This window comes from Mucilaginibacter sp. Mucisp73, assembly GCF_059491465.1.
In genome coordinates, this window is record NZ_CP168507.1 from 1,232,906 (window position 1) to 1,259,169 (window position 26,264).

The 26,264-nt window shown below is 42.4% G+C and carries 26 protein-coding genes; 18 read left to right on the forward strand and 8 right to left on the reverse strand.

Features of this window, described 5'->3' with window-relative positions; all coding sequences use genetic code 11:
• The first annotated feature begins 168 nt into the window (after positions 1 to 168).
• Genes recR through ACEN82_RS05400 form a run of 3 tightly spaced genes read left to right on the forward strand, consistent with a single transcriptional unit; the run spans position 169 to position 2,432 of the window.
• Positions 169 to 795: a recombination mediator RecR gene (recR, locus tag ACEN82_RS05390; RefSeq protein WP_112654519.1), complete on the forward strand. Its 627-nt coding sequence runs from the start codon at positions 169 to 171 to the stop codon at positions 793 to 795.
• A 1-nt stretch (position 796) separates the two neighbouring features.
• Positions 797 to 1,630, forward strand: coding sequence for a glycosyltransferase family 2 protein (locus ACEN82_RS05395; RefSeq protein WP_413322352.1), 834 nt, complete (start codon positions 797 to 799; stop codon positions 1,628 to 1,630).
• Entirely contained in the window at positions 1,617 to 2,432 is an 816-nt protein-coding gene (locus tag ACEN82_RS05400) for an SDR family oxidoreductase (RefSeq protein ID WP_413322353.1), read from the forward strand. Before ACEN82_RS05395 ends, ACEN82_RS05400 begins: the two co-directional genes overlap by 14 nt.
• Before the next feature lie 68 nt (positions 2,433 to 2,500).
• On the opposite strand, the gene ACEN82_RS05405 is transcribed toward ACEN82_RS05400, so the two are convergent.
• The gene (locus ACEN82_RS05405) at positions 2,501 to 3,445 is read right to left on the reverse strand and encodes an ion channel (protein ID WP_413322354.1); all 945 of its coding nucleotides are present in this window, start codon (positions 3,443 to 3,445) and stop codon (positions 2,501 to 2,503) included.
• Between the two features lie 446 nt (positions 3,446 to 3,891).
• Between ACEN82_RS05405 and trpD the strand changes: the two genes are divergently transcribed.
• From trpD to trpA, 3 genes are all read left to right on the forward strand, one after another.
• The gene (gene trpD, locus ACEN82_RS05410; protein WP_413322355.1) at positions 3,892 to 4,881 is read left to right on the forward strand and encodes an anthranilate phosphoribosyltransferase; all 990 of its coding nucleotides are present in this window, start codon (positions 3,892 to 3,894) and stop codon (positions 4,879 to 4,881) included.
• A 3-nt stretch (positions 4,882 to 4,884) separates the two neighbouring features.
• Positions 4,885 to 6,693 (forward strand): bifunctional phosphoribosylanthranilate isomerase/tryptophan synthase subunit beta, encoded by a 1,809-nt coding sequence (locus ACEN82_RS05415; RefSeq protein WP_413322356.1) that lies wholly within the window; start codon positions 4,885 to 4,887, stop codon positions 6,691 to 6,693.
• A gap of 107 nt (positions 6,694 to 6,800) precedes the next feature.
• Positions 6,801 to 7,571: a tryptophan synthase subunit alpha gene (gene trpA, locus ACEN82_RS05420; RefSeq protein WP_413322357.1), complete on the forward strand. Its 771-nt coding sequence runs from the start codon at positions 6,801 to 6,803 to the stop codon at positions 7,569 to 7,571.
• A 258-nt stretch (positions 7,572 to 7,829) separates the two neighbouring features.
• Here the strand turns inward: trpA and ACEN82_RS05425 are convergent, their stop codons facing one another.
• On the reverse strand, positions 7,830 to 8,450 hold the full coding sequence (locus ACEN82_RS05425; protein WP_090533076.1) for an L-threonylcarbamoyladenylate synthase: 621 nt from the start codon (positions 8,448 to 8,450) through the stop codon (positions 7,830 to 7,832).
• 286 nt (positions 8,451 to 8,736) lie between these two features.
• On the reverse strand, positions 8,737 to 9,279 hold the full coding sequence (locus ACEN82_RS05430; protein ID WP_090533071.1) for a YceI family protein: 543 nt from the start codon (positions 9,277 to 9,279) through the stop codon (positions 8,737 to 8,739).
• 185 nt (positions 9,280 to 9,464) lie between these two features.
• Here ACEN82_RS05430 and ACEN82_RS05435 point away from each other — a divergent pair, with 185 nt between their 5' ends.
• Positions 9,465 to 11,099, forward strand: coding sequence for an FMN-binding glutamate synthase family protein (locus ACEN82_RS05435; protein WP_413322358.1), 1,635 nt, complete (start codon positions 9,465 to 9,467; stop codon positions 11,097 to 11,099).
• Positions 11,100 to 11,244: 145 nt separating this feature from the next.
• Here ACEN82_RS05435 and ACEN82_RS05440 read toward each other — a convergent pair whose 3' ends face one another.
• On the reverse strand, positions 11,245 to 11,730 hold the full coding sequence (locus ACEN82_RS05440; RefSeq protein ID WP_413322359.1) for a nuclear transport factor 2 family protein: 486 nt from the start codon (positions 11,728 to 11,730) through the stop codon (positions 11,245 to 11,247).
• A 318-nt stretch (positions 11,731 to 12,048) separates the two neighbouring features.
• Here ACEN82_RS05440 and ACEN82_RS05445 point away from each other — a divergent pair, with 318 nt between their 5' ends.
• The 3 genes from ACEN82_RS05445 to ACEN82_RS05455 all read left to right on the forward strand — a co-directional run bounded on the left by ACEN82_RS05445 (position 12,049) and on the right by ACEN82_RS05455 (position 14,598).
• Positions 12,049 to 12,465, forward strand: a complete 417-nt coding sequence (locus ACEN82_RS05445) for a hypothetical protein (RefSeq protein ID WP_090533065.1) — start codon at positions 12,049 to 12,051, stop codon at positions 12,463 to 12,465.
• A gap of 51 nt (positions 12,466 to 12,516) precedes the next feature.
• Positions 12,517 to 13,110, forward strand: coding sequence for a penicillin-binding protein activator LpoB (locus ACEN82_RS05450; protein WP_090533063.1), 594 nt, complete (start codon positions 12,517 to 12,519; stop codon positions 13,108 to 13,110).
• A 63-nt stretch (positions 13,111 to 13,173) separates the two neighbouring features.
• Complete coding sequence (locus ACEN82_RS05455; protein ID WP_413322360.1) at positions 13,174 to 14,598, forward strand: COG3014 family protein; 1,425 nt, start codon at positions 13,174 to 13,176, stop codon at positions 14,596 to 14,598.
• A 287-nt stretch (positions 14,599 to 14,885) separates the two neighbouring features.
• Here ACEN82_RS05455 and phnN read toward each other — a convergent pair whose 3' ends face one another.
• Both phnN and ACEN82_RS05465 read right to left on the reverse strand, forming a co-directional pair.
• Positions 14,886 to 15,443, reverse strand: coding sequence for a phosphonate metabolism protein/1,5-bisphosphokinase (PRPP-forming) PhnN (phnN, locus tag ACEN82_RS05460; protein WP_413322361.1), 558 nt, complete (start codon positions 15,441 to 15,443; stop codon positions 14,886 to 14,888).
• An 89-nt stretch (positions 15,444 to 15,532) separates the two neighbouring features.
• Positions 15,533 to 16,330, reverse strand: coding sequence for an endonuclease/exonuclease/phosphatase family protein (locus ACEN82_RS05465; RefSeq protein ID WP_413322362.1), 798 nt, complete (start codon positions 16,328 to 16,330; stop codon positions 15,533 to 15,535).
• Positions 16,331 to 16,619: 289 nt separating this feature from the next.
• Here ACEN82_RS05465 and ACEN82_RS05470 point away from each other — a divergent pair, with 289 nt between their 5' ends.
• The 3 genes from ACEN82_RS05470 (at position 16,620) to ACEN82_RS05480 (ending at position 18,509) form a co-directional block, all read left to right on the forward strand.
• Positions 16,620 to 17,285: an O-methyltransferase gene (locus ACEN82_RS05470; protein ID WP_413322363.1), complete on the forward strand. Its 666-nt coding sequence runs from the start codon at positions 16,620 to 16,622 to the stop codon at positions 17,283 to 17,285.
• Between the two features lie 273 nt (positions 17,286 to 17,558).
• Positions 17,559 to 18,065 (forward strand): GbsR/MarR family transcriptional regulator, encoded by a 507-nt coding sequence (locus ACEN82_RS05475; RefSeq protein ID WP_090533055.1) that lies wholly within the window; start codon positions 17,559 to 17,561, stop codon positions 18,063 to 18,065.
• A 72-nt stretch (positions 18,066 to 18,137) separates the two neighbouring features.
• Entirely contained in the window at positions 18,138 to 18,509 is a 372-nt protein-coding gene (locus tag ACEN82_RS05480; RefSeq protein WP_176628341.1) for a hypothetical protein, read from the forward strand.
• Between the two features lie 72 nt (positions 18,510 to 18,581).
• Here ACEN82_RS05480 and ACEN82_RS05485 read toward each other — a convergent pair whose 3' ends face one another.
• Positions 18,582 to 18,947 (reverse strand): response regulator, encoded by a 366-nt coding sequence (locus ACEN82_RS05485; RefSeq protein ID WP_090533051.1) that lies wholly within the window; start codon positions 18,945 to 18,947, stop codon positions 18,582 to 18,584.
• Positions 18,948 to 20,013: 1,066 nt separating this feature from the next.
• The gene (locus ACEN82_RS05490) at positions 20,014 to 20,370 is read right to left on the reverse strand and encodes a response regulator (RefSeq protein ID WP_274987560.1); all 357 of its coding nucleotides are present in this window, start codon (positions 20,368 to 20,370) and stop codon (positions 20,014 to 20,016) included.
• 366 nt (positions 20,371 to 20,736) lie between these two features.
• Here ACEN82_RS05490 and ACEN82_RS05495 point away from each other — a divergent pair, with 366 nt between their 5' ends.
• The 5 genes from ACEN82_RS05495 (at position 20,737) to ACEN82_RS05515 (ending at position 26,050) form a co-directional block, all read left to right on the forward strand.
• Positions 20,737 to 22,053 carry a gluconate:H+ symporter gene (locus ACEN82_RS05495; protein ID WP_413322364.1) on the forward strand — a complete coding sequence of 439 codons (1,317 nt, stop codon included), beginning with the start codon at positions 20,737 to 20,739 and terminating at the stop codon, positions 22,051 to 22,053.
• Between the two features lie 3 nt (positions 22,054 to 22,056).
• Complete coding sequence (locus tag ACEN82_RS05500; RefSeq protein WP_413322365.1) at positions 22,057 to 22,878, forward strand: alpha/beta fold hydrolase; 822 nt, start codon at positions 22,057 to 22,059, stop codon at positions 22,876 to 22,878.
• Between the two features lie 106 nt (positions 22,879 to 22,984).
• The gene (locus ACEN82_RS05505; protein ID WP_090533047.1) at positions 22,985 to 23,335 is read left to right on the forward strand and encodes a YMGG-like glycine zipper-containing protein; all 351 of its coding nucleotides are present in this window, start codon (positions 22,985 to 22,987) and stop codon (positions 23,333 to 23,335) included.
• A 202-nt stretch (positions 23,336 to 23,537) separates the two neighbouring features.
• On the forward strand, positions 23,538 to 24,707 hold the full coding sequence (locus ACEN82_RS05510) for a BamA/TamA family outer membrane protein (protein ID WP_495644084.1): 1,170 nt from the start codon (positions 23,538 to 23,540) through the stop codon (positions 24,705 to 24,707).
• 92 nt (positions 24,708 to 24,799) lie between these two features.
• Positions 24,800 to 26,050, forward strand: coding sequence for a multidrug effflux MFS transporter (locus ACEN82_RS05515; RefSeq protein WP_495644085.1), 1,251 nt, complete (start codon positions 24,800 to 24,802; stop codon positions 26,048 to 26,050).
• Positions 26,051 to 26,264 lie beyond the last annotated feature (214 nt).

A 26,264-nucleotide genomic window follows, 5' to 3' on the forward strand; every position in this document is an offset into this window, starting at 1 on the left:
GGAGGATTTTTTGCAAAATACAAATACATTGTAAGATTTGCCAATCATAACTTCTCTGCTTTAAATTTTCTAAATCTAAACATCCAACTTTCGGACTTTCCGATTTTCCCAGACTTCCGGACTTATCCGACTTTCGGACTTCCGACTTAAATTCCCTACCTTCGCACAATGAATTTTTCGTCCAAATTGCTGGAAAATGCTGTAGCCGAATTTGCTAAATTACCAGGGGTAGGTCAAAAAACCGCCCTTCGTTTGGTGCTGCATTTACTTAACCAGGATAAGCAGGATGTTGAACGTTTCAGTACCGCGGTAACCAAGCTTCGCAACGAAATACAGTTTTGCCGGGTTTGCCATAATATCTCTGATCAGCCGGTTTGCGAGATCTGCTCATCGCACCGCCGCGACCACAGCCTTATCTGCGTGGTTGAGGATACCCGCGATGTAATGGCTATTGAAAATACCAATCAGTTTAATGGTGTTTACCACGTGCTGGGCGGCTTAATATCGCCGATGGATGGCGTTGGGCCGTCAGATTTGCAGGTGGATACGCTGGTCGAACGCCTTAAGCCAACTACCGATAACGAGGTTAAAGAAGTGGTTTTTGCCCTGAGCGCAACCATGGAAGGTGACACAACCTTATTCTATCTTCACAAAAAATTAAAAAATTTCAATATTACCATTACAACCATAGCTCGTGGCATAGCTTTTGGTGGTGAATTAGAGTACGTAGATGAGATAACTTTGGGCCGTTCCATAGCTACCCGCGTTCCGTACGAAAATTCACTATCTAAATAGCATGAAACTATCTATAGTTGTTGTAAGCCATAATACCTGCAACCTGCTCAGAATTGCCCTGAATGCAGCGGTCAGGGCCGCGCAGGACGTTAGTCACGAGGTTTTTGTGGTCGACAATGCTTCGGCTGATAAGTCGATAGCCATGTTAAATACTGAATTTCCGGATGTAAAGATAATAGCCAACGATAAAAACGAGGGTATGGCCCGGGCATATAACCATGCACTTAAACTGGCTACAGGCGAGTATGTTTTACTGGTCAATGCGGATACTATTACAGGCAAGAAGACCATAGAAAAGGCCCTTGAGTTTATGGATCTGCATACCGACGCCGGTGGTTTGGGGGTACGTATGATAACTCCTGAAGGTAAATTTTTAAAAGAATCAAAACGCGGGTTCAACAAGCCCTGGGAAACCTTTTTCAAACTAACCGGCCTGGCAAAACACTTTTCAAAATCAAGGCTTACCAGTCCGCAAAGTAAAGACTGGGTTGAAGAGTTTCAAACCTCCGAATCGGATATCATCAACGGTGCCTTTATGCTGCTGCGTAAAGAAGCACTTAACCAGGTAGGATTAATGGATGAGCGTTTTCATACCTATGGCTATGACATCGATTATTCATACCGGATCAGGCTTGCCGGGTTTAAAAACTACTATTTCCCCAAAACATATATCATCAATTTTAACATACAAAACAAGGTTAAATTTAGCTGGGCACACATTAAAGAATATTATGGGGCTATGATTATCTTCGCCTCCAAATATTTATTTAAGGTGCCCGAACTTAAGGTGGAAGGCATCCCCCAGCTAATTCCTCCTTCGTATGAAGTTAAATGATAAGATTGTAATCATCACCGGCGCCTCGTCGGGCATCGGGAAATCACTTGCTTATGAATGTGCTAAACGCGGCGCCAATGTGGTACTGGCGGCAAGGCAATATGTTACCCTTTGCCAGTTTACCGAACAGCTTGAGCGGGAATATAAAATCAAAGCATTAGCTATACAGTGTGATGTAACCAATGAAGATGATTGCGCTCAGCTTATTAAACAAGCCCTTATTACTTTTGGTAAAATTGACGTATTGATCAACAACGCAGGCATCACTATGCGCGCCCTGTTTAAGGATGTAAAAGTGGATGTGCTGAAACAGGTGATGGACGTTAATTTTTGGGGAATGGTTAACTGCGTCAAATATGCCCTGCCCGAAATTACTAAAACCAAAGGCAGTATAGTAGGTGTATCATCTATAGCGGGGTATAAAGGTTTGCCCGGCCGTTCAGGTTACTCGGCATCGAAATTTGCCATGAACGGGTTTTTAGATTCATTAAGGATCGAAAATCTTAAAACGGGGGTGCATGTATTAATAGCCTGCCCCGGCTTTACGGCATCAAACATACGCAATACCGCTTTGAACAGCGAAGGCAAACAGCAAGGCGAGAGCACCCTTGAAGAACAAAAAATGATGAGCAGTGATGAGGTGGCCAAACATATTGTTGATGGCATTGAAAACCGGGCCCGCACATTAACCCTCACCGGTCAGGGCAAACTTACCGTAGCCCTGAGTAAATTTATCCCGGCATTTTTAGATAAAATGGTTTATAAGCATTTTACCAAAGAACGGGACCCGCTTCTTCATTAGTCATTCTTTCATTAGGTCATTGAGTCATTGCACTTACGCTGCAAAAAAATGACTTAACGACGCAATGACTAATGAATGGTATCATATGCACTGATCCTGCTCAAATCCAATACAACGCGACCTGTTTCGTCGCGCTCAAAGGCTGGTTTAAATTTAGCGTCCCATACAAAATCGTCGTATTGGTATGAAGTACGGGAATGTACGGTTTGCGAAAAAGTATCGTCGAAAGTTTTCAGGATTACCGAAAGGCCGGCTTGCCTGCGTTCAAGCTCCTCGGGTGTGATATCTTTAATCGGGCTGTTTTCATCAAGCGGGTGAACTACTGTCCAGTTCAGGGTTAAGATACTAACGCGGGTTCGTTCCAGTTCGAGCTGGAAGAATTTACGTACGGTTTTGCCGTTTTCCTCGTCGTTATAGCTGAAAACTACTTCCATTTCCAGGTCGATGAGGATGTTTCTGCGTTCGTTGGCCAGGCGAAACATCAAACCTTTACCGCCATCGCGATAGGGCGCGATAAGCACATTGCGGCTATACGTGATCTTGGCCGAGGGGCGCGAAAAACGACCATAAAGTAAACCGGTTGCCAAAGCAAAAGCCAGCAGGCCCATCATTGATTCGAGCGCGGCGATGGTATTGGGAATCATGCCCCTGGGACTGATATGGCCATAGCCTACGGTTGATATGGTTTGTGCCGAAAAAAAGAAGGCGTCCATAAAGCGGTCGAAATCGGTATTGCCGCTTTTGCCGTCAAGCACATCAGGACCTAAGGAAAAATAAATAAACGCGAAAATAATGTTTACTATAAAATAGCAGCTAAAAACAATGAACCAAAACTTGCGCCAGCTCATGGTAATGAGCGAGTGGTAGTTGTTTGATGTAGTAAAAAACGGAAGGCCGGTACGTTTTACATTGATAGTGCCATCCTTATTTATAACAGGTTGGCTTTTAATAACAGGCTGGGTACCAAAACCAAGATCATCTTCGGGATTAATTTTCTCTTTATGTATGGCCATGGAGCTAATTACTAAATTAGTGAGTTAATGATTTAGTGAATTTTTGATTGAACACGGGCAATACTGCCAATCCAATAAATCAACAGCTAAAATATCGAATTTAAGTAATCTGGGATTGCTTTCCAGATTAAATCACTAATTCACTAACTGATCTTAAATCACTACCTCACTAATTCAAAATTGATTTCACTATCTGTTTGTTTTTATAAAAACTATTTACATATTTGTGCCAACAAGTAACAATGACAAAATTGAACAACAATTGGTGGTGGCTTAACGAGTAATCGTAAGGCAATTCCATGTTTGTTTAAAAGATATATTCAAAAAGGGTTGCCATACGGCAACCCTTTTTTTATGCTTCGCCCCCCGGCCCCCTAAAGGGGAGTAACGGCAAAAGGGGGCAAAACTTTAACAATTAACTCCCCCTTTAGGGGGCTGGGGGGCAAATGAAACAGATACTTAATCATCTTTTTGAACACAAAACCTTTAGCAGGGAACAATCAAAAGGCATTTTGATCAATATTGCGCAGGGTAAGTACAATAACGCGCAAATGGCAGCTTTCATGACAGCTTATTGTATGCGAAGCATTACCGTTGAAGAACTGGAAGGCTTTCGCGATGCCATGCTGGAACTTTGCCTGCCCGTTAACCTGGAAACCGATGGCCTCATTGACCTTTGCGGTACCGGAGGCGATGGTAAGGATACTTTTAACATTTCAACGCTTGCTTCATTTGTTGTTGCGGGTGCGGGGTATAAGGTGGCCAAGCATGGTAACTATGGGGTATCATCGGGCTGCGGTTCATCAAATGTGATGGAGTACCTGGGTTATCAGTTTACCAACGACATTGACAAGCTGAAACGGAGTGCCGAGGAAGCTAATATCTGTTTTCTGCACGCGCCTTTGTTTCACCCGGCTATGAAAACCGTTGCGCCTATCCGCAGGGAACTGGGTGTTAAAACCTTCTTCAACATGCTGGGGCCTCTGGTTAACCCGGCGAAGCCCGATAATCAATTGGTAGGGGTGTTTAACCTGGAGCTTGCCCGGGTATACGCTTACCTTTACCAAAAATCAACTACAAAATATACCATCATAAACGCCCTGGAAGGCTATGACGAAATCTCATTAACCTGCGATTTTAAGACCTTTTCGGCAGATGGTGAAAAGATCAACAGTGTGGAAGACCTTGGATTTGAAAAGCTTGATCCTAAAGAAATCATCGGCGGCGACACCGTTGAGGCTTCTGCAGTTATATTCGGCAATGTGCTTAAAGGCAATGGCACCCCAGCCCAAAATAACGTGGTACTGGCTAACGCCGCATTGGCCATTAAAACCATCGGCCCTGAAAAAACTTTTGGTGATTGTTTTTATGAAGCCGAAGAAGCATTGTTAAGCAAAAAAGCGCTGAGGAGTTTTAATACTTTATTACAAAACTAAACCATGAAAATAAAGGTTTGCGGTTTAAAACATCCTGAAAATATTAAAGCGGTTGCCGCTTTACAGCCCGACTATGCAGGCTTTATTTTCTACGGCAAATCGCCACGCTATATGGCAAACCTGGCGGCAGGTGCGTTGCAAACCATACCCGCCTCTATCCAAAAAACGGGCGTTTTCGTAAATGAAAGCTCTGAAAATATTGATCGCCTGGTCACTGAATATGGCTTCAATGCGGTTCAACTGCATGGCGATGAAAGTCCGGAGTTTTGTGCTGCTTTTAAAGGTAGGGTAACCGTGATCAAAGCTTTTGGTATTAACGAAGATTTTGATTTTGAACAGTTAAAAGATTATGCCAACAATGTCGATCTTTTCCTGTTCGATACCAAAACAAAAGAATATGGAGGCTCGGGCAAAACTTTTGACTGGGCTATTCTTGATCAATATAAACTGGACATTCCCTTCTTTTTATCAGGAGGGATAGGGCTTGAAAATATAAAAGAGGTTAAAAACATCACACATCCCCAATTTTATGGGGTTGACCTTAACAGCAGGTTTGAAAATGAGCCGGGCTTGAAGAATATCGAAAAACTAAAAGAGGCATTTAAAATCATCAAAAATAAAACACAACAGATGAAATACGGAGTTAACGAACAAGGTTATTACGGCGATTTTGGGGGAGCATATATCCCCGAAATGTTATATCCTAACGTAGAGGAATTAAGGGAGCAATACCTCAATATCATAAATGACGATGATTTTAAAGCCGAGTTTGATGATCTGCTTAAAAATTACGTTGGCCGCCCTTCTCCGTTATATCATGCCAAAAGATATTCGGAAAAATATGGCGCTAACATCTTCTTTAAACGCGAGGACCTGAACCATACCGGCTCGCATAAAATTAACAATGCCATAGGGCAGATCCTGTTAGCAAAACGCCTGGGTAAAAAGCGTATCATTGCCGAAACCGGCGCAGGTCAGCATGGGGTGGCTACCGCTACCGTATGCGCACTCATGAATATTGAATGTGTTGTTTACATGGGCGAAATTGACATGGTAAGGCAGGCGCCGAACGTTGCCCGTATGAAAATGCTTGGCGCGAAGGTTGTGCCGGCCACATCTGGCAGTAAAACACTTAAAGACGCTACCAACGAGGCCCTGCGCGATTGGATAGGCAACCCGGTTGATACACATTATATCATCGGTTCTGTAGTTGGCCCGTATCCTTATCCGGATATTGTGGCTCGTTTTCAATCTATCATATCGCGGGAAACAAAGGCACAGTTGCTTGAGCAAACCGGCAAGGAGTTACCGCAATATGTGATGGCTTGTGTAGGCGGGGGCAGCAACGCTATGGGGATGTTTTATCATTTTATAGAGGATGAGGCTGTGAAACTGGTAGCTGTTGAGGCTGCAGGTAAAGGCGTAAATAGTGGTGAATCGGCCGCTACAACAGCTTTGGGCGATGAAGGGGTGCTGCATGGCAGTCGCACCATATTGATGCAAACCGAAGACGGACAGGTGGTTGAGCCTTATTCAATTTCGGCAGGACTGGATTATCCGGGTATAGGGCCGCAGCACGCACATTTGTTTAAAACCGGCCGCGGACAATATGTAAGTATTACCGATGAGGAGGCTTTACAGGCAGGTTTACTTTGCTGTCAGCTGGAAGGGATCATCCCAGCTATTGAAACAGCCCACGCTTTGGCGCAGTTAGAAAAAATGAAGTTTGAGGCCAACGATAATGTGGTGATCTGTATTTCGGGCAGGGGAGATAAGGACCTGGATACGTATATTAATTATTTCGGGTACTAATTGGTTCATAGTTGATGGTCCATAGACCATAGCTGAGCCGTAAAAAATCAACAGTAAAAAATAAAACCATGGACTATGGTCTATCGTCTATGGACAAATGAAATAAAATGAACCGTTTAAACAAGCTTTTTGCATCAAAAAACGATAACCTGTTATCTATATACTTTACCGCCGGTTACCCAGCGCTGAACACTACAGTTGATATTGCCGAAGCCCTTGAAAAATCAGGTGCTGATTTTCTGGAGATTGGTTTTCCTTATTCTGATCCCGTAGCTGATGGCCCGACTATTCAGCATAGCTCAGAGGTAGCATTGGAAAATGGCATGAGCCTTAAAGTTTTGTTTGAAGAGCTTGCCGAACTACGCAGCAGGGTAAGTATTCCTGTTTTGCTTATGGGCTATTTTAATCCCATTGCACAGTATGGTGTTGAGCGGTTTTGTAAAAAGGCTGCCGAGGTAGGTGTTGACGGTATTATTGTACCCGATCTGCCGATCTATGAATATGAAAAAATGTACTCGTCATATTTTATCGATAACGGCCTGAGCAATATATTCCTGGTAACCCCGCAAACATCCGAAGAGCGCATCCGCAAAATTGATGAACTGAGCAACAGCTTTGTTTACCTGCTGTCGTCATCAACAATAACCGGCTATAACCTGAAACTGAGTGATAGTGTAGAAGAATATTACAAACGCATTACCGCGATGAAGCTAAAGAATCCGACAATTATTGGTTTTGGGATTACTGATAGTAGCAGCTTTGCCAAAGCATGCAATTATGCCAATGGGGCAATTATCGGCAGCAAATTTGTGAAGCTTTTAGGCGAGGAAGGTTATATGGATAAGATTGATGGGTTTGTGAAGGGAATAAGGCCGTAAATAAATATACACCGGTCGATGAATATTAATGAATAAAACCGAATGTCATTTCGACGAACCGGTTGTGGAAAATGTGTGAAGGGGGGAGGAGAAATCTTATACGCCTTGTTCTAAAACGTGTGTCCGACTCTACAGGGCGTATAAGATTTCTCTTTCGCCCCAGCGCCGATGCCCATCTGCTCAATCGAAATGACATTTTCTTTTAGTTACAGATGTGTTCACATAGTAGTGCAATGCCCTGTAATATTTAAGGCTTTTCTACAAATACAACTCCAAATCACCTTTACCTTCACGAACAATATCAAAGTCGCCGGTAGTGCAATCAACTATGGTTGATGGGATGTTGTCGCCATAACCACCATCGATCACGATATCCACCAGGTCTTCATATTTTTCGTGGATCAGCTCCGGATCGGTTGAGTACTCGATAATATCGTCGTCGTCCCTTATAGATGTAGAAAGTATCGGATTACCTAACACACGCACAATTTCGCGGGCTATATTATTGTCTGGCACCCTGATACCAACCGTTTTTTTGTTGGAGCTGAGCATTTTGGGAACCATATGACTGGCATTGAATATGAATGTAAAGGGCCCCGGTAATGCCTTTTTCAGTACACGGAAAGTAGTATTGTCAATGGGTTTGATATAGTCAGAGATATGGCTTAAGTCGTAGCAAATGAATGAGAAGTTAGCCTTTTCGGGTTTGATATTTCTGATCTTGCAAATGGCCTCAATAGCGCGGTGGTTGGTAATGTCACAACCCAAACCATAAATGGTATCGGTAGGGTATATGATGAGGCCGCCTTTTTTTAACACCTCCACCACCTGCTCAATAGCCTTTGGATTAGGGTTTTCGGGATATATTTTAATTAGCATAAGTATAAGAACAAATATAAGGCTACTTAGTTTAAAAATGAGGCTTAAACGCGCTTTAAATCATGTGTTTGCGATGATTTATACTGTAATGCGGAAAACTTACGAAGTTTTTAAAACTTCGTAAGTTTGGTTGGTTCATAACAAACAAAGCCATCCCGATTAAATCAGAATGGCTTTGCTATTTAAATTTTAACCTGTTTTGCTGTTTCAATAATGCCGTGTTGTTTGGATCCTTTAACAACAGCGGCATTTTAAAAGTTAAAACACAGCAACAGTATTAAAACAATTAAGCTTGTTTAGTAAACTGTATGTTGATTAACAATTTGATGTCTTCGCCAACTACAATTGAACCTGCTTCGGTTACGCCGTCCCAGGTTAAACCGAAATCTTTACGGTTAATTTTACCGCTGATCTCGAAACCTGCTTTGGTATTGCCATAAAAATCAGCTGCCGAGCCACCAAATTCTACGTCGAGGGTTACCGGTTTGGTTTGATCTTTAATGGTCAGGTTGCCTTTCAATTCATATTCTTCATCATCAGTTTTGGTGAATGAAGTTGATTTGAAAGTGATCTGAGGATATTTTTCGGCGTCAAAAAATTCGGCCGATTTCAAGTGCTCGTCGCGTTGTGTCTGATTGGTGTCAATGCTGTTGATATCTAAAGAGAAATCAATTTCAGCATTTTCAAAATCATCATTATCAGTTAATAACTCACCGTTAAAGCTTTTGAAAAAACCACTCACGGTTGAAATAACCAGGTGTTTAACTTTAAATTGTACTTCTGAGTGCATAGGGTCAATAACCCATTTTGTTGCTGTTTCTGTTGCCATGATTTTTATTTCTTTTTTGTTGATACAAAGATAAGCACAAAAATAGATGTTTAAACATGTATTTTTACTTTGTGACTTTAAACCGACATTGAGTAAGTTTCTTAACCACAAATTTGCCCTATTGTTTAAATTATAAATCTATTTTTATCAAACTTAATAGCCGCTTCATATAAAATTAACTATCCATGAGAAAGCTCTTCGTTGTTTCGTTCTTTATCATATTCAGTATGCTTGCTTTGTGGACTGTCATCTGGCCACCCGCTGCATGGTCGTTCCTGTTCATTGGACCTATATATCTTATTGGTTTTTATGATATGGTGCAGCCTAAGCATAGCATTGTGCGTAATTACCCGGTATTTGGCCACCTGAGGTATTTGATGGAAGAGTTAAGACCTAAAATATACCAGTACTTTATTGAAAGCGATACCAACGGTACACCCTTTAACCGTCAAAACAGGAGTGTAATTTACCAGCGAGCCAAAAAGGTTGATGACACCCGTCCCTTTGGTACCGAGCTTGATGTATATGATAACGGCTACGAATGGCTTAACCACAGCATCGCCGCTATTGATCACCATCAATTAAATATGGATCCGCGTGTAAAGGTTGGCGGGGCGGCCTGTACGCAGCCTTATATGGCCAGCGTATTCAATATTTCGGCTATGAGCTTTGGTTCGTTGAGTATGAATGCTATCCTGGCCCTTAACGGCGGTGCAAAACTGGATAACTTTGCCCATAACACCGGGGAAGGTGGTTTAAGCGATTACCACTTGCAACCAGGCGGCGATATCATTTGGCAAATAGGCACCGGTTATTTCAGTTGCCGCCATAAGGATGGTACTATGAACTACGATGCCTTTGCCGAACGCGCGGTGCTGCCACAAGTGAAAATGATCGAGATCAAGCTGTCGCAAGGAGCAAAGCCTGGTCATGGGGGGATATTGCCCGCTGCCAAGGTAACGCCTGAAATTGCACGGATCAGGCTGGTGGAGATGGGGGAGGATGTAGTATCGCCGCCATACCATACCGCATTCACCAATCCATTGGAGCTGATGGTATTTATTCAAAAGCTTCGGGATCTTTCAGGCGGCAAGCCAATCGGATTTAAATTGTGTGTAGGTCATAAAAGCGAGTTTTTAGCTATTTGTAAGGCTATGGTCAAAACAGGCATTACTCCCGATTTTATTACTGTTGATGGGGGAGAAGGCGGTACCGGCGCTGCCCCGCTTGAGTTCAGTAACTCGGTAGGGATGCCGCTGCGCGAGGCTTTAGCTTTTGTTTATGATGTGCTGACCGGGTTCGATCTTAAAAAACATATCAAGGTTATAGCATCAGGAAAAGTAGCCACGGGTTTTGATCTGGTCAAAAATTTTGCCCTCGGCGCCGATATGTGCAACAGTGCCCGTGGCATGATGTTCGCCCTTGGCTGCATCCAGGCGCTGGAATGCAACACGAACACCTGCCCAACCGGTGTGGCTACACAGGATAAAAGCCTGATGAAAGGCCTGGTAGTGGATGATAAAAAAGTACGTGTGGCTAATTTCCACCGGCAAACGGTGAGCAGCGCCATTCAAATGATAGGTGCCGCCGGTTTAAGCAAACCGTGCGACCTGCACCGCATGTATATTTACCGCCGTGTTAACCACAGCCAGATCCTGACTTATGGTGAGCTGTTCCCTTACATCCCCAAAGGCAGTTTGTTAAACACACCTTATCCGGCATCGTTTGAGTTTGATATGGCCATCAGCAGCGAAAATACGTTTGTGCCTGATTATAGCGGGATTACAAATGTTGACTATAGCAATGTGAGTTCGTATTGAAGAAATTTGAGGCTTGGTGATTAGATATTAATTAAAAATGGGGCGATTGCCGGCTCAAGCACGAATGCCTGAACCGGCGGGTTATATTGCGAAAGCCCCGCGCTTAAATAGGGATTGAAAACATTTAACAGATCTGTTAGCATAATTAATGTCCTACACTTACCACCCTCGTCACTTTCCATTGCCCGTCCTTATACTGCCAAATGTGTACAAATTTCATCAGACCGATTACCGGTTGGCCGTTTTCGGTATGTGTGAAACGATGCGTACCCATTTCAATAGCGCCAAAGCCGGGCATGGGGTAAACCTCAAGCGTTTCTTTAAGCAGGTCGCGGCGCAGGTCGGCGGCTTGTTTGTTTTCAAAAATTCCTTTAAAGCCGGCCATGGTGCCTTCATAACCGGTTAAGCCCTTACCATCGTTATAAAATTCAACCTCGGGCGCAAACAGCGTTTTCATCACTTCTAAATTACGGCTGTTAAAGGCGTTGAACATTACACTGTCCATGTGTGCGATGGTGTTAAATAACTGCTGGTCTTTGGGTTTAAAGGCCTTGGTTTGCGCTTTGGCAACGGAGGCAGACAGTATTGCGGCAAAGCCAATAATAAACAGGGTATAGGTTGATTTTTTCATGATATGATAGAGCGTCTAATAATTAATTTACATAAAATAATTATATAATGTTAATAAACAGAATGTTAAGTTTTTGGCTTTGTGCGTTCAGTTTTTAGCTTTATATAAATGTATTAAATATATCATCATGACGCGTCACCATGACCGATAGTGACAGTTGTACCGACCATTTTCATGGTGAAAAAAACTGTATAATGCTACTGCAATTCATAATTAAGTAAAAATGCTCCCGATTAACATAATTTAACGGTTTATGCCCGGCGCCGGTGTAATATTTAGACTGCATTTTACGTAACTTTACTTATAAAATTAAGCGCAATGAAAAGGAATATCTTTATGATAGGCTTGATGCTTTTAGGCGGTTTGTTTAGCGGCACCGTAAAGGCCCAGGAAACTGCATCGCTGGTTGCCGATCAAAATCCACGCTACATGGAAAGCCAGGCAAAATATATCAGGGTTGCCGATACCCTGAACAGCCTGCACGGGGTAACCATACAAAATACTTACAAAGCTTACGATTGGTATGAAGCCAAACTGGAACGCCGCCGTCAAAACCGCGCGTGGCGGCATGAGGAACGCATGAACGGATATTATGATTATTCACCGTCATGGGGCTTATATGGCGGCTACTCTTATTCGCCATTTTTAAACTACGGTTGGGGCAATCGCTGGGGCGGCTATTATGGTGGCCGCTGGGGCGGCCGTACAAGCATTGGTATCGGTTTTGGCTGGTAACAAATTAAGCAGCATTCAATCTAACACATCATAATTTATAATATACTACAAATGAAATTTAACAGGATTTTAACAGTTGCTGCAATAGCAGTTTCAGGGATTTTTATAGCCTCATGTTCAAGGCAGGTTACACGCGTTAGCACCGACCAAACTATTGATGTTAGCGGCAACTGGAATAACAGTGATGCACGAATGGCAGCCGATGAGCTTACCGGCAAAATTTTAGGTGCTAACTGGATAGATACTCACCTTAACGAGCACCAGGGTAAACGCCCGGTAGTTATAGTTGGCTTTGTCCAAAACAAAAGCCACGAACATATTGATGCCGAAACATTCTTAACCGATATTGAGAGCTCATTCATCCAATCGCAAAAAGTACGTTTGGTGCAGGGCGGTAAAAAACGTGATGAGTTACGTGCCGAAAAGGCCGATCAGCAAACAAACGCTACGGTATCAAGCATGAAAAAATTTGGCCTGGAAAACGGTGCCGATTATATACTGCAGGGCTCAATCAATTCAATAGTTGATTCGCACAAACGCCAAAAAGTTGTTTACTACCAGGTAAATCTGGAGCTTACCAACATTCAGACAAATGAAGTGGTTTGGATAGGCGAAAAGAAAATTGCCAAATACGTTAAAAACTAAAGCTGGTAAACATCATTGCCCTGAACATGGTACGCCTGTGTTCGGGGCAGTTTGCATTTAATAATGATCAACTTACGTACGCATATTCTCCGGGTATTTTCTTTTATCGGGCTGATGCTTTTTTTATCGGCGTGTTCAACCTATAATCAAAGTGTTGCTCCTTATTACAAAAATGTATCGGCCGGTAACTATCCACAGGCCGAGAAGGAGCTTGATAATAACAGCCTGATTCAAAAGCCCCGAAATAAGCTCCTGTACCTGATGGAGAAGGGGAGGATCTGCCATTTAAAAGGGGAGTACGAAAATAGCAACAACTACTTTAACCAGGCAGATCAGTTGCTTGATGAAGGTTTGACCAGCGCATCTGACGCCGCTGTTGGCGTTTTGCTTAATTCAGCATCGCAAAGGTATAAAGGGGAGGATTTTGAAAAGTTCATGATCCATTATTATAAGGCGCTCAATTATTTGTACCTGAATAAAACAGAGGATGCTATTGTTGAAGCCCGTCGCATTACTCTACAGGCTCAGGAACAGGGCGATAAGTATAACAATAAAGACAGCCGTTACTCAAACGACGCATTTTCGCTGACGTTGCAGGGGATGTTGTATGAAAGCAACAACGATGTAAACAATGCATTTATATCATACAGGAACGCGGCGGAGATCTATCTTAAAAGTCCTGATAAAACTTATTACGGTACCCCGATGCCCGTTGAACTGGAGGAGGATGTGATCCGCACGGCCAAGCTGAACGGTTTTACAACAGAAGCTGACCAGTTTGAAACAACCTTTGGCATTAAATATGAACCTGTAAAACCATCGGAAGGTGGTGAGCTGATATTTTTTTGGGAGAACGGCCTTGCCCCGGTAAAAACGCAGGTCGACCTGTTTTTTAGCCTGATCCGTAACAGCAACGGCGACTTGTTTTTTACCGATGCTGCCGGAGGCCTGGTAATTCCCTTTAATTACGACGGTGACAGGAACAGGGTAAACACCAAGTCGGTTGAAAGCCTGCGGGTCGCATTTCCTAAATATGTTGCGCAAACGCCATATTATTCAAGCGCAAGTATCTCGGTTAATAACCAGGATGCGTCATTGGTAAAAGCTGAAGATATTAATGAGCTGGCATTTAAAACTTTGCAGCAGCGTGCATTAAAAGAGATGAGCGGGATCCTGTCGCGCCTTGCGTTGAAGAAGATAGCCGAATATTCGATACGTGCAGCTGCCAAAAGTGATGGCAAAACCAACGGGTTATTGGAAGGACTTGGTTACGGCATCCAGCTTTACAGCTTACTATCTGAAAAAGCGGATACCCGCAACTGGCAAAGCCTGCCGGCTTATATTTCTTATGCACGGATCCCTTTGCAAAAAGGAGATAACCAGGTACATATTACCCTTAAAAATGCCCAGGGCTCTACTGAAACCAAAACCATTACCATACAAGGGAATGGCAGGTTGCAGTTTTATAATTATGCTACCTTGCGATAGCTGGCAACAATATTTGAGATTTTTATATAAATAAAAAAGCCATTTGCTGTTAAGGGCAGATGGCTAATTTATATTGATAGGGTTTAGGTTCGATATTTAAATACTTTTCTAAATATTTTTTAAAAATAGCGTTAATATTATCACCTTGAAATACCCCTTTTTCAGTATATTTCGTTATTTTATGGGTTGCGTTAAAAAAAAACTAAAATATCTACTCAATTATCAACGCAGTAATCTTTCGGGCGTATTGAACCATCAATAGTTTTCATCACATATTGAAAGCAGGTTTAAGCCAGTTGTTTTTCTGTTACCGAGATCAGGTTTACCAGTTCGTTCCCGGCAAGTTCAATAGCGCCGTCATTTTGTATTTCGATGCAGTTTTCGAGATTGGTATTGAGTTCGGCAGTGCGGACTATACGGTTGGCTATTTCTTCAGCGTTTTCCCGGCCGCGCCCAACCAGGCGACTTGCAATAGCTTCGGGACTCGCAGTTACTAATATCACTATCAGATCGGGGTAGAGCCGCTGCGCAACAGGCAGGTACTCGCGCGATCCGTTAATCACCACATTAAAGCCTTTATTAAGCCAGTTGTTTATTTCCTGGCCTATGCCATAGTATTTATCATGGCTGCCCCAGCTTAAAGCAAACATCCCGGCTTTGCTCCTCAATGCAAATTCCTCATTGGTTAAGCTAACGTGGTTCTCATTGCCAGAAAATGGGGGCCGGGTGATATACCGGTGTGCAAATACCACATTTTCCGATCCGTTAATTTGCTTGCGGGCGTAATTCATCAAGGTGTCTTTGCCTGCTCCGGATGCGCCAATAACATAAAATAGCTTGCTCATGGTGGTTTCTTATGGACGAAAGGGGCGGATTGTTTGAACCGCTATATTTTGAATGATAAAATTACCGATTGACGGCAGGTTGTTTATAGTCAATTTATTACAAGTGTTGTGGTGATGCCGAAATGATCGCTCGGGTACAAGCCGGTTTCTTCATCAGGCACATTTAATACCACTGCCGAATCAATAAACCGCGGATAATTATCCGTACCAGGGAAGGGCAAAGTAAAGATCTGGTCAACACATACCTGTTTGTTGGCTTTGTAATAGGCGTCCGTAAGGCTGTATCTCGGTTCTGCACCATTACCTTCGGTATAACAATCGGCAGCTTTAGATAATTCCCGGAAAGCCATAACTGCTTCCGAATCGGGTGTTGCATTAAAGTCGCCGCAAATAATGTGGTATGGCTTTGGGCTTTCCTCAATAACAAAACCCGCAAGGGCTTCGGCCTGGGCTTTTCTTAGTCCTTTATGCTGGCCCAGGTGTGTAAGATGGGTAGTGGTAACTGTAACTATTTTTCCCGATGGCAGATTTACGTTTACCCGGAAAGCTTTACGGTCGTTATCTTCGGCTACTACGGGTAAATCAAAACTCCCGGTTTCGGTAACCGGGTAAACTGATAATATGCCCAGGCCCGATGTGCTGTTAACCATACTCCCTTCAAACAGGCGTTTTTTCGATCGGCCGGGTAAAAAACAGTAGTTCATATTTAATTCGGCAGCCAAAAATTTCAGGGTATCGGCATTTGCTTCTTTACTGTAAAAACATTCCTGGCAAGCTATAACATGAGGTTTTAATTGTTTAAGTTGTTTGGCAAGTATGCCCATGCGTACCCTGTACTCACCATCACATTTCCACGTATTTATGGTGACAATTTTAACATTTTCCACTCAGGCAATATCAGCAATCTAAATTATACAATCAACATTCGACAATTATTAACTGATAACACCGGCCTGGCGATGCTGACCAGGAGTCTGCAGGTTAACCCGTGTAAAATCTACAGTATAAAAGTTCCAATTGAGCATGGCAAGAGGCAGGGTGTTTTCGGCAAACAGGTCTATAAAACTATTAATTTCACATATATCAATCTAAATTTAAACCAGTTCATTAGCTTTAGGCTTTGTGCGTTTTGCTTTTAGCTCGTGTTTAATTTTATAATAATAAAAAATTAGCGTTATGGATACTTCAATTTTTGAATCGGTTGATCAGTATATAGGTAATTTGTTTGAGGATGAAGACGCGGTGCTGAAAGGTACTTTGAAATCAATGGAAGATGCCGGTATTCCGGGCATCAATGTATCGGCTAACCAGGGTAAGTTTTTACAGATACTAGCCCGTTTATGCGGTGCGAAAAAGATCCTGGAAATAGGTACGCTTGGCGGTTACAGTACCATTTGGCTGGCCCGCGCGCTGCCTGCCGATGGACTGCTCATTACGCTTGAACTGGAGCAGGCTTATGCTGATGTTGCCCGCCGGAATATCATCAAAGCCGGTTTGGATTCTGTAGTTGAAATTAAAGTAGGCAAAGCAATGGAGAGCCTCGCAACCCTTGATGCCGATGATGAAGGCCCGTTTGATATGATCTTTATTGATGCCGATAAGCCGCCTTATACTGAATATTTTGAATGGGCGCTCAAGCTTTCCAGGCCGGGTACCCTTATTGTTGCTGATAACGTGATCCGCGAAGGCAAAGTACTTAATGATAACTGTGATGATGAACGCGTTAGCGGGGTGCAGCGTTTTAATAAAGCGCTTGCCGCTAACCAGCAGGTAACAGCCACCATTATCCAAACGGTAGGTACCAAGGAGCATGATGGCATGGCTATAGCTGTTGTGAAGTAATTTAATACCATTTTGGCGAGGCTGTTTTGGTAAACGGGCGTTCTACAAACCGTTGGCCCCCTTGCTACAGTTGTGTTAGCACGTACAGAATGCGGTGCATATTTATTTTACATTTTTTAAAACAAAGCAAATGAAAGCGCCTTGCCCTCTAACCTCTAACCTCTAACCTCTAACCTCTAACCTCTAACCTCTAACCTCTAACCTCTAACCTCTAACCTCTAACCTAAATTTTCATTTTTTTTTGAAAGTTTAAAAACTTGTTTATATTTGTGCATGGAATTGGCAGAGGCAAAGTTAAAGTTCATTGAGGCCTGGGGTAAGCTGGGGTCGGAGTGGGGGATTAACCGCACCATGGCCCAGGTACATGCTTTGCTGATGATCTCGCCAGAGGCTTTGACCACTGAAGAAGTGATGACCGAATTAAGTATATCACGCGGTAATGCCAATATGACCCTGCGCGACCTCATTGATTGGGGTTTGGTTGAAAAGCAGCATAAAACCGGCGAGCGTAAGGAGTTTTTTTACGCAGAGAAAGATGTGTGGACTATTGCCCGCCGTGTTGCCGAAGAACGTAAAAAGCGCGAGCTTACACCAATCATTAAGATACTTGATCAACTTGCCGGGGTGAATGGCGATGCAAAAGATCCGGCTTATAAAACATTTAAAACCACGGTTACTGATATAAATAAGCTGGCTAACAACGTGAACAAAACACTTGATACCATGCTCAAGGCCGAAGAGAACTGGTTTTTTGGTTCGATATTGAAAGTGTTTAAATAAATTTTTTTATAAATAAATTTCAATTTTTACTGAAAATTCTAAATAATTAATAATAACTAAATCTTTAACATTATGAACTACTTTATTTTAACCTATGTTATTTACCTGTTGGCAAGTGTAGCATTAACAGTATGGGTGGCCAAAGTGCTGTTTAAAAACGGGCGTATATTTTTAGTGGATATTTTTCACGGTAACAGTGAACTGGCCGATTCTGTGAACAAGCTGCTTGTAGTAGGCTTTTACCTGGTAAATATAGGCTATATGAGCCTGGCCTTAAAGGAGTATGGCAGTATTGCCAGTATGCAGGTAGTGGTTGAAGTACTGAGTTATAAAGTGGGCTGGATAATTTTAATATTGGGCGGTATGCATTTCCTAAACCTTGTCATTTTCTTTAAGCTGCGTAACCGCGCTAAACGGGAAAATGCATTTACTATAAATGCTTAGTTTTTAGTTTTGATTTGACGGGGTAGGCGATTATTTGCCTGCTCCGTTTTTTTCGGGAATATATCCTGTATATCAGGCGGCACTTCTTAACTGCCTGTTTATACTATCCAGCAAAACATCAATGTCAAAAGGTTTGGCTATAAAATCATCGGGCGAACCGGCTTGGCTTAGCATACCCGGATTATGGCTTGCCGAAATTAATATTACAGGTATGTTTTTAGTTTCCTGCTGATTTTTAAGGGTTTTGCAAAGTTCACGGCCATCTAAATTGCCGAGCATAATGTCAAGCAAAATTAAATCAGGCTCGTGTTGCTTTATCCGGTCAAACAAGTTTCTGCCTTCAGTTAAGGTATCAACCTCATAGCCTGAATCTTCCAGTATATATTTTATGATTTCTAAAATATCTTTGTCGTCGTCCACCGCTAAAATCCGTCGCATAGGTAAGTTGTTAAAAAGATGTATCAGCAAAAAAAGTCAATGGCGATATGGCTTTATACAATATCGAGAAACACTATGCAATTTTTATACCAAGTATTAGACGTAACTATCTTAGTTCAAATTTGGATTTTATGCGGCTTTATAAGGGAATGCTCTGTAATTCTGTACTTATAATGATATACAACGGGTATATTGTTGTATACAAATAAGGTCGGGGCTTTAAAATGACAGTACAAGAAGGTTATAAACGCAGATTACCTGCATTTTCTGAAGTAACAGGGTATCAAAACACCAAAGAAAATTGATTAATGGAAAATTATTTGATGAAAACGTGAGCCGGCTTTTTGCACTTTGCGCAAAAATATTTCCTGACCGGTATAAAAAATAGGATGTTTTTTAAAAACCAACTCCTTCGCATCTGGAAATGGTAAGGGGCTCCGCATTTTGAACAATAATATCTTTTCTTTGACTTGGCTTCGTTTTCTTCCACAAACTTAAAATAACAGGCAGCCAAAATACAATATCTATATTATTGGCGAAGAAGAAAAAAAGGAAAAGTACTTTTAAGTAAGTGTTAATTTCTTTTTATGAAATTAATTATCGTAATATGTATCTCTTGCGCTGGCATTTGTAGCACATGTACCTCTTTAGCGGGAGAAAAAACAAAACTTTTTTCACAAAAAAGCCTCTGGGCACACGGTTATCAAGCTCTGATTTACACCTTGGGCATACCGGCGCCTTTTTTACTTCTGTTTTCTCGTGTTCGTTTATTGATAGTACCATAATACAATCAGGGGCTTATTGTATTTAACTAATTATTTTGCTTTAACCTATAAAACAAAGTTAAAATAATTACCAATATTTCAACCATGCTGTTTAAGTATTGATAATTAATTAATTTATGCCTTGAAAATGTGCTGTATTTGTAATGCAGAATGCTTTAAAGCGCTTTCTTTGCTTTTTTTATAATTATTATCCCGGTTTAGCAGAAGGAAGAAATGAAATAAAGGTTAAACGGATAGTGCAAGGGGGAGGTAAATTGACCGTTGAGGTTGCGATTACGTTTTTAAAGCAGGTTATTAACCTTTTCAACAAGTTCGGTCAAATCAAATGGTTTGTTGATTATCGCGTCGCACCCGTAGCTGATGAGCTCATTTTCATTGTTCACATAGGCCGAGAATATAATAACAGGAGTATTGCCAAATTTAGGATGTACTTTTATGTTTCGGCAAATTTCGCCGCCATTAGTACCAGCCACCCGGTAATCAAGTATAACAAGATCCGGTTCAAAGCTCTCAATCAGCGGAAGCACATCGGTGCTTATTGATGTGCTTTTGACTTCAAATTGTTCATAAGTAAGGGTTTCATGAACAATATCAAGTATGTCTTGATTGTCATCCAATACTAAAATACGCTTTACCATAATAAAAGTTAAAGAAATAAATGCCGAAAAGGTATTAAAGTATGCGTTAAAACTACAGTATCCTGTAAAGTAGTGGTTTGGGTTTAATCTTATCGGATAAAACTTTAATGCAAAATTAAAACTATTTTTTATAAAATTAATAAAACAATGTTATAAATAACAACATGTTGTATGTTAGTTACACAAATCCCTTATTTTTAAGTGGAAACGATAAAATTAAAAGGCTTATAGATGATTGAGGCCGGGTTATCAAGCTTTTACCATATAAAAATCCTAAACTCAAATTTTGTTATTACTTTAGTTGACATCAGCAGGTGCCCTATATTGAGGTTGCACGCCCGCTGGCCACACATAACCTATAACTTAATGGTACTGTTAACTATCTTTTTTTGTATTGTTTTACTGGTTTTGCTGGTGAGCCTGGTAAAAATAAATCCTTTTATTGCCTTCCTCATTGTTTCGATAATTGCAGGTTTGTTGCTGGGCATACCCATTAATAAAGTAACCGCTTCCGTTCAGAAAGGCATGGGTGATATTTTAGGTCAGCTGCTCATCATTATTTGCCTGGGCGCTATGCTGGGCAAGCTGGTTGCCGTGAGTGGGGCCGCGCAAAAAATAGCAGGTGTACTTGTTGCCGCCGTAGGCGAAAAATATATTCAATGGGCGCTGGTTGCAGCGGGGTTTATTATAGGCATTCCGCTGTTTTATGGTATTGGCTTCGTGCTGATGGTACCGCTGATATTCTCGGTGGTTTATAAATATAAACTGCCGGCTGTGTATATAGGCTTACCTATGTTGGCTTCGCTGTCGGTAACGCATGGTTTTTTGCCCCCGCATCCATCGCCATCGGCGTTAGTGGCCTTGTTTCATGCTAATATGGCAACCACCTTTATTTACGGGCTTATGATAGCTATTCCGGCTATTATACTGGCGGGGCCGGTATTTGCACAGTTTCTTAAAAAAATCCCATCGGAGCCGCTGGCTACTTTTAGGGCTGAAGAATTACCTGCCGAAAAGCTGCCCGGCGCGTTCAATAGCTTTTTTACAGCTTTATTGCCGGTTTTGCTTTTAATGCTTACCGCGTTTTTTCCATACCTTAACATACAGGATCCGGGTGTAGCAAAGTTCATCACATTTCTTGGCGATCCATCAATTGTTATGCTGATAGCGCTTATGGTTGCCACCTATACTTTAGGTGTAAAGCAAGGTAAAAGCATGGGCCAGCTTGCGGGCAATTTTACTGATGCGGTGAAGGATGTGGCCTTGATATTATTGATCATAGCGGGATCGGGCGCCTTTAAGGAAGTTTTAACCGCCAGCGGTGTAAGCGGCCAGATAGCATCGCAACTGCAATCGTTCAATTTGCCGCCATTGTTATTAGGCTGGGTGATAGCTGCTATTATCCGCGTTAGTTTGGGCTCGGCAACAGTTGCCGGACTAACAGCTGCAGGCATTGTTGCGCCGCTGGTTTTGCAAAATCATATTAATCCCAATTTAATGGTATTATCCATTGGGGCCGGGAGCCTGGCATTTTCGCACGTCAACGACTCGGGTTTTTGGCTTTATAAAGAGTATTTTAATTTGAGTATTAAGGATACTATAAAATCATGGTCGTTAATGGAAACGCTTGTTTCTGTTATAGGGCTTGCGGGAGTAAGTATTATTAACCTGTTTATTAAATAAAATATGTTTGTTATCAAAAAACTATCAGCAAGTTTAGCTCTGTTAATTTTTATGCTGATCACCGGCAGTGGTGCATTAGCGCAGCCGGTTACTGCTCCGGGTAGCTATTACACTTCGTTTGATGGTGTAAAAATCCATTATGAAGTGAAAGGCGATGGCTTCCCGGTAATACTGGTACATGGTTTTTCGGGCACGGGCGAAGGCTGGAAAAAAGGAAAGCTTTATAATGATCTGTTAACGGCTGGTTATAAAGTGATCACACTTGATCAGCGGGGTAACGGACTGTCTGACAAGCCCCACGATGACGCGGGTTATGCTAACGATGCCGAAGCTAAAGACATTATGGGCCTGGCTACAAGCCTTGGGCTGAAACGATATGATATTGTTGGATATTCGCGCGGATCGATCATTACTTCGCGCGTGTTTGTGCTGGATAAGCGGATTCAAAAGGCGGTAATGGGCGGCATGGGCGATGCTTATACTAACCCCGAATGGCCGCGAAGGGTTCATGCTTATAAGGCTTTAATGGGCGATACCAGCTTTCATGATGTTGATGGGATGATCAATTATATCCACAGTAACCCTTTTGATGAACTTGCTTTAGCCTATCAGCAAAAGTGGCAGCCATCAACCAGCAAACAGGAGTTAGCTAAGGTGAAAATCCCGGTACTGCTCATAGATGGGAGCGAAGATCATGATAACGGCGACGAGGTTGCTCTTCATAAACTTATTCCAGGCTCAAAGCTGGTTCACATTCCGGGCGATCATAACAGCGCCAGCCGCACTCCCGAATTTTCAAAAGCTGTAATGGCTTTCCTGAAATAAACATTGTCGGTTAATGTTCAATTGTTGAATTTTTGCGCCGCTATTTTCGATAATGGTCTGTTATTTGCATGAGTGTATATGTTAACACTTATAAATACATACCATTATGAAAAAGCTAATGATATATATGTGCTTTTTAATTGGCCTGATGCTATCCATCAGTATCACTGCCAACGCACAAACCACACAGAAAAAGGGAATAAGTAAACAAGGCAAAGGCGCAATCATAGGTGGAGCAGGCGGTGCAATTGCGGGTGGCCTTATTACGCATAGTGCAGGCGGCGCTTTAGTTGGTGGTGCGCTTGGTGCCGGTGGCGGTTATATTATCGGTAATGAAGCCCGCAGGCGCGAAGAGAAAAGGCAGCGTGCTGCCCGCATTGCCTGGCGCAGGGCACATCCGCATCACCATTATACCACAACCAAAACAACCGTAACTAAACAAACAACTTACCATTAATTTAAATGGTTGTTATAAAGGCCTGTAGGTTTCAATACTTACAGGCCTTTTTTATTTAAATTAAAATTTAGCTAAATTGAAGCGATTGCCCTGTTTTATCCGTTATTAAACTTACTAACAGCCAAACAGCACGGTAATATTTTTCGTTTAAAGTACGATGGTAAAAGGGTTATCTGTAATAGTTTTATGTTTGATTCCGGCAATGATACTGGCACAGGAGCCGGTTGCAGATACCATCAGCGTAAAAAAAGATACAGTACCGCAACGGGATGTTATTGACATTGTACGGTCGCTTTTTAAAATTAAGCCCCGGCAGCAAACAGCCGAAAGAAAGAAAATCTACTTTTCTGTTTTTCCCACCTCAACAACCGACGGGCGGAGCGGCGGAAAAGCATTGTTTACTTCAACAACGGCTGGGTTTTACCTGGGGGATGAAGCTACTACTAATTTATCAAGCTTTACTTTTACCCCTTATTTTAATTTAAAGGGGAGGTATGGCTTGCCTATCCGGTCAAATATCTGGCTTAATAATAACGAGTGGAATATACAGGGCGACACCAGGCTGATGGTTTATCCTCAATATACATGGGGCCTGGGAGGTAACCAGGGTCCCGAAGATAAGTTCCTGGTAAATTATAATTACCTCCGCTTTTATCAAAGCGTGTTAAAGCAGATTAAGCCATACTTTTATGCCGGGTTAGGCTATAATCTTGACTATTACATAGATATTGAAAGCAACGGCGATCAAAACCTGCGTAAGTTTACCGGTTATAAATATGGTACTGCGACCGATCAGGATGCGTTTTCATCTGGCGTAACAGTCAATTTATTATACGATTCGCGCAAAAACTCTATCAATCCGCTGCCCGGAGCTTATGCCAATATAGTTTACCGGGTTAATGCCAAGGCTTTTGGAAGCCATACCAACTGGAGTTCTCTATATATTGATATGCGTAAATATGTGCAGTTAACCAACTCGGGGCCTAAAAACGTGCTGGCTTTCTGGGCCTATTACTGGACAACGCTTACGCCCCGCACACCTTATCTTAACCTGCCAAGTCTTGGCTGGGAGCCTTATCAGCGATCGGGCAGGGGATTTCCGCAAAGCCGTTACCGGGGCGACAGGCTGGTATATTTTGAAACTGAATACCGCCGCGATATCACCCGCAATGGTTTATTGGGCTTTGTGGTATTTGCCAATGTAAACTCCGTTACCGAGCCCGAAAACCATGCCTTTGTATACTGGCACCCGGCCGCCGGCACAGGCCTGCGTTTTAAGTTCAATAAAAAAGCAGGAACCAATATCAGCCTCGATTATGGCGTGAGCAAAAACTTTTCATCAATAAGTCTTAATTTAGGCGAGGCGTTTTGATGCTTCGGTTCATAGGTTATGGATCATGGTTCATAGAATTTTAGCATGACCATTATACTATTGTGCCCATTCACAGCTATGAACTATCAACCATGAACCATCAACTAACTAACACACGTATGACCAAACAAAAATATACAGTACTGATCCTCATATTGGGTTCGCTTACAGCACTTGGCCCTTTTTCTATAGATATGTACCTGCCGGGCTTTAAAGCCATAGCTAAGTACTTGCATACCAGCACCGATGAGGTAGCGCTGTCATTGTCGAGCTATTTTATTGGCATCGCCGCCGGGCAATTACTTTATGGGCCATTGCTCGACAGGTTTGGCCGTAAAAACCCATTATACTGGGGGCTTGGGCTTTATATCGTATCATCAATGGGATGTTTTTTCTCTTCATCGCTCGAAATGCTTATTGCACTGCGTTTTTTTCAGGCGGTGGGCAGCTGTGCTGCAAGCGTAGCCGCTATGGCCATGGTGCGCGATTTGTTCCCGGTTGAGGATAATGCCAAAGTATTTTCGTTGCTGATCCTGGTACTCGGTGCTTCGCCCATGCTGGCGCCTACCGCTGGCAGTTATATTACCGCGGCTTTTGAATGGCAGGTCATTTTCCTGGTATTAACTATTATAGCGGTGCTCATATTGCTGTCCGTAATATTCTGGCTCCCCGAAAGCTATCAGCCCGATCCTGCTTATTCCTTAAAGCCCGGGCCGATTATAGGGCATTTTATAACGGTTTTAAAGGATGCACAGTTTGTAACCTATGCTATAGGCGGCGCGTTCGCTTTCGCGGGTTTGTTTGCCTATGTTTCGTCATCGCCCATTGTGTTTATTGAGGGCTTTAAAGTAAGCGAAAAGCAGTTCGGCTGGATCTTTGCCGGGCTTTCGGTCGGGTTTATCGGTTCAAGTCAGTTAAACAGTGTGCTGATAAAAAAATACAAAAGCGAACAAATGATAGGCGCATCACTTATTTTAATGGTGATTATCTCCCTCGTGTTTTTGGCGGGTTCATTAAATCATTGGTTCGGGATAGGTGGTACTATAGCTATGATATTTGGAGTTTTGTGCTGTGTTGGCATTTGCGCCCCAAATACATCGGCATTATCCCTTGCTCCCTTCTCTAAAAATGCGGGTTCGGCTTCTGCAATATTGGGCGCATCGCAAATGGCGGTGGGGGCCTTGTCATCCATCGGTATTTCGGTAATAAAACAACATAGTTCGCTGCCCATGGCGGCGGTTATGGCGGCGTCATCAATTTTGGCACTTCTGATTGTTTTTATTGGCAAGCGGTTTATAAAAAACAAGGTTGAAGCCAGTGGGGATGTTGTTGCGGCACACTGAACCTTGATTTTAGGATTACTTGCGCTGTTGTTGGTGTTGTCACCAACAACTTCCTATTCGTAGCTCTTATTAATTACGAGCTAATTCAGCATTGCAATTGCATAGCGCAGAGTTGTTGGTGACAACACCAACAACGGCGAGAGCACATTAAACCTTGATTTTTAGGATTGAAGGATTCGCATGATTTTAAATTTACCTTGCACCCGCTGGCACA

Excerpts from the sequence above, each read along its gene's own strand:
- recR (WP_112654519.1), top strand. The coding sequence starts at position 169 with ATGAATTTTTCGTCCAAATTGCTGGAAAATGCTGTAGCCGAATTTGCT.
- ACEN82_RS05395 (WP_413322352.1), top strand. The coding sequence starts at position 797 with ATGAAACTATCTATAGTTGTTGTAAGCCATAATACCTGCAACCTGCTC.
- ACEN82_RS05400 (WP_413322353.1), top strand. The coding sequence starts at position 1,617 with ATGAAGTTAAATGATAAGATTGTAATCATCACCGGCGCCTCGTCGGGC.
- ACEN82_RS05405 (WP_413322354.1), bottom strand. The coding sequence starts at position 3,445 with ATGGCCATACATAAAGAGAAAATTAATCCCGAAGATGATCTTGGTTTT.
- trpD (WP_413322355.1), top strand. The coding sequence starts at position 3,892 with ATGAAACAGATACTTAATCATCTTTTTGAACACAAAACCTTTAGCAGG.
- ACEN82_RS05415 (WP_413322356.1), top strand. The coding sequence starts at position 4,885 with ATGAAAATAAAGGTTTGCGGTTTAAAACATCCTGAAAATATTAAAGCG.
- trpA (WP_413322357.1), top strand. The coding sequence starts at position 6,801 with ATGAACCGTTTAAACAAGCTTTTTGCATCAAAAAACGATAACCTGTTA.
- ACEN82_RS05425 (WP_090533076.1), bottom strand. The coding sequence starts at position 8,450 with ATGCTAATTAAAATATATCCCGAAAACCCTAATCCAAAGGCTATTGAG.
- ACEN82_RS05430 (WP_090533071.1), bottom strand. The coding sequence starts at position 9,279 with ATGGCAACAGAAACAGCAACAAAATGGGTTATTGACCCTATGCACTCA.
- ACEN82_RS05435 (WP_413322358.1), top strand. The coding sequence starts at position 9,465 with ATGAGAAAGCTCTTCGTTGTTTCGTTCTTTATCATATTCAGTATGCTT.
- ACEN82_RS05440 (WP_413322359.1), bottom strand. The coding sequence starts at position 11,730 with ATGAAAAAATCAACCTATACCCTGTTTATTATTGGCTTTGCCGCAATA.
- ACEN82_RS05445 (WP_090533065.1), top strand. The coding sequence starts at position 12,049 with ATGAAAAGGAATATCTTTATGATAGGCTTGATGCTTTTAGGCGGTTTG.
- ACEN82_RS05450 (WP_090533063.1), top strand. The coding sequence starts at position 12,517 with ATGAAATTTAACAGGATTTTAACAGTTGCTGCAATAGCAGTTTCAGGG.
- ACEN82_RS05455 (WP_413322360.1), top strand. The coding sequence starts at position 13,174 with ATGATCAACTTACGTACGCATATTCTCCGGGTATTTTCTTTTATCGGG.
- phnN (WP_413322361.1), bottom strand. The coding sequence starts at position 15,443 with ATGAGCAAGCTATTTTATGTTATTGGCGCATCCGGAGCAGGCAAAGAC.
- ACEN82_RS05470 (WP_413322363.1), top strand. The coding sequence starts at position 16,620 with ATGGATACTTCAATTTTTGAATCGGTTGATCAGTATATAGGTAATTTG.
- ACEN82_RS05475 (WP_090533055.1), top strand. The coding sequence starts at position 17,559 with ATGGAATTGGCAGAGGCAAAGTTAAAGTTCATTGAGGCCTGGGGTAAG.
- ACEN82_RS05480 (WP_176628341.1), top strand. The coding sequence starts at position 18,138 with ATGAACTACTTTATTTTAACCTATGTTATTTACCTGTTGGCAAGTGTA.
- ACEN82_RS05485 (WP_090533051.1), bottom strand. The coding sequence starts at position 18,947 with ATGCGACGGATTTTAGCGGTGGACGACGACAAAGATATTTTAGAAATC.
- ACEN82_RS05490 (WP_274987560.1), bottom strand. The coding sequence starts at position 20,370 with ATGGTAAAGCGTATTTTAGTATTGGATGACAATCAAGACATACTTGAT.
- ACEN82_RS05495 (WP_413322364.1), top strand. The coding sequence starts at position 20,737 with ATGGTACTGTTAACTATCTTTTTTTGTATTGTTTTACTGGTTTTGCTG.
- ACEN82_RS05500 (WP_413322365.1), top strand. The coding sequence starts at position 22,057 with ATGTTTGTTATCAAAAAACTATCAGCAAGTTTAGCTCTGTTAATTTTT.
- ACEN82_RS05505 (WP_090533047.1), top strand. The coding sequence starts at position 22,985 with ATGAAAAAGCTAATGATATATATGTGCTTTTTAATTGGCCTGATGCTA.
- ACEN82_RS05510 (WP_495644084.1), top strand. The coding sequence starts at position 23,538 with ATGATACTGGCACAGGAGCCGGTTGCAGATACCATCAGCGTAAAAAAA.
- ACEN82_RS05515 (WP_495644085.1), top strand. The coding sequence starts at position 24,800 with ATGAACCATCAACTAACTAACACACGTATGACCAAACAAAAATATACA.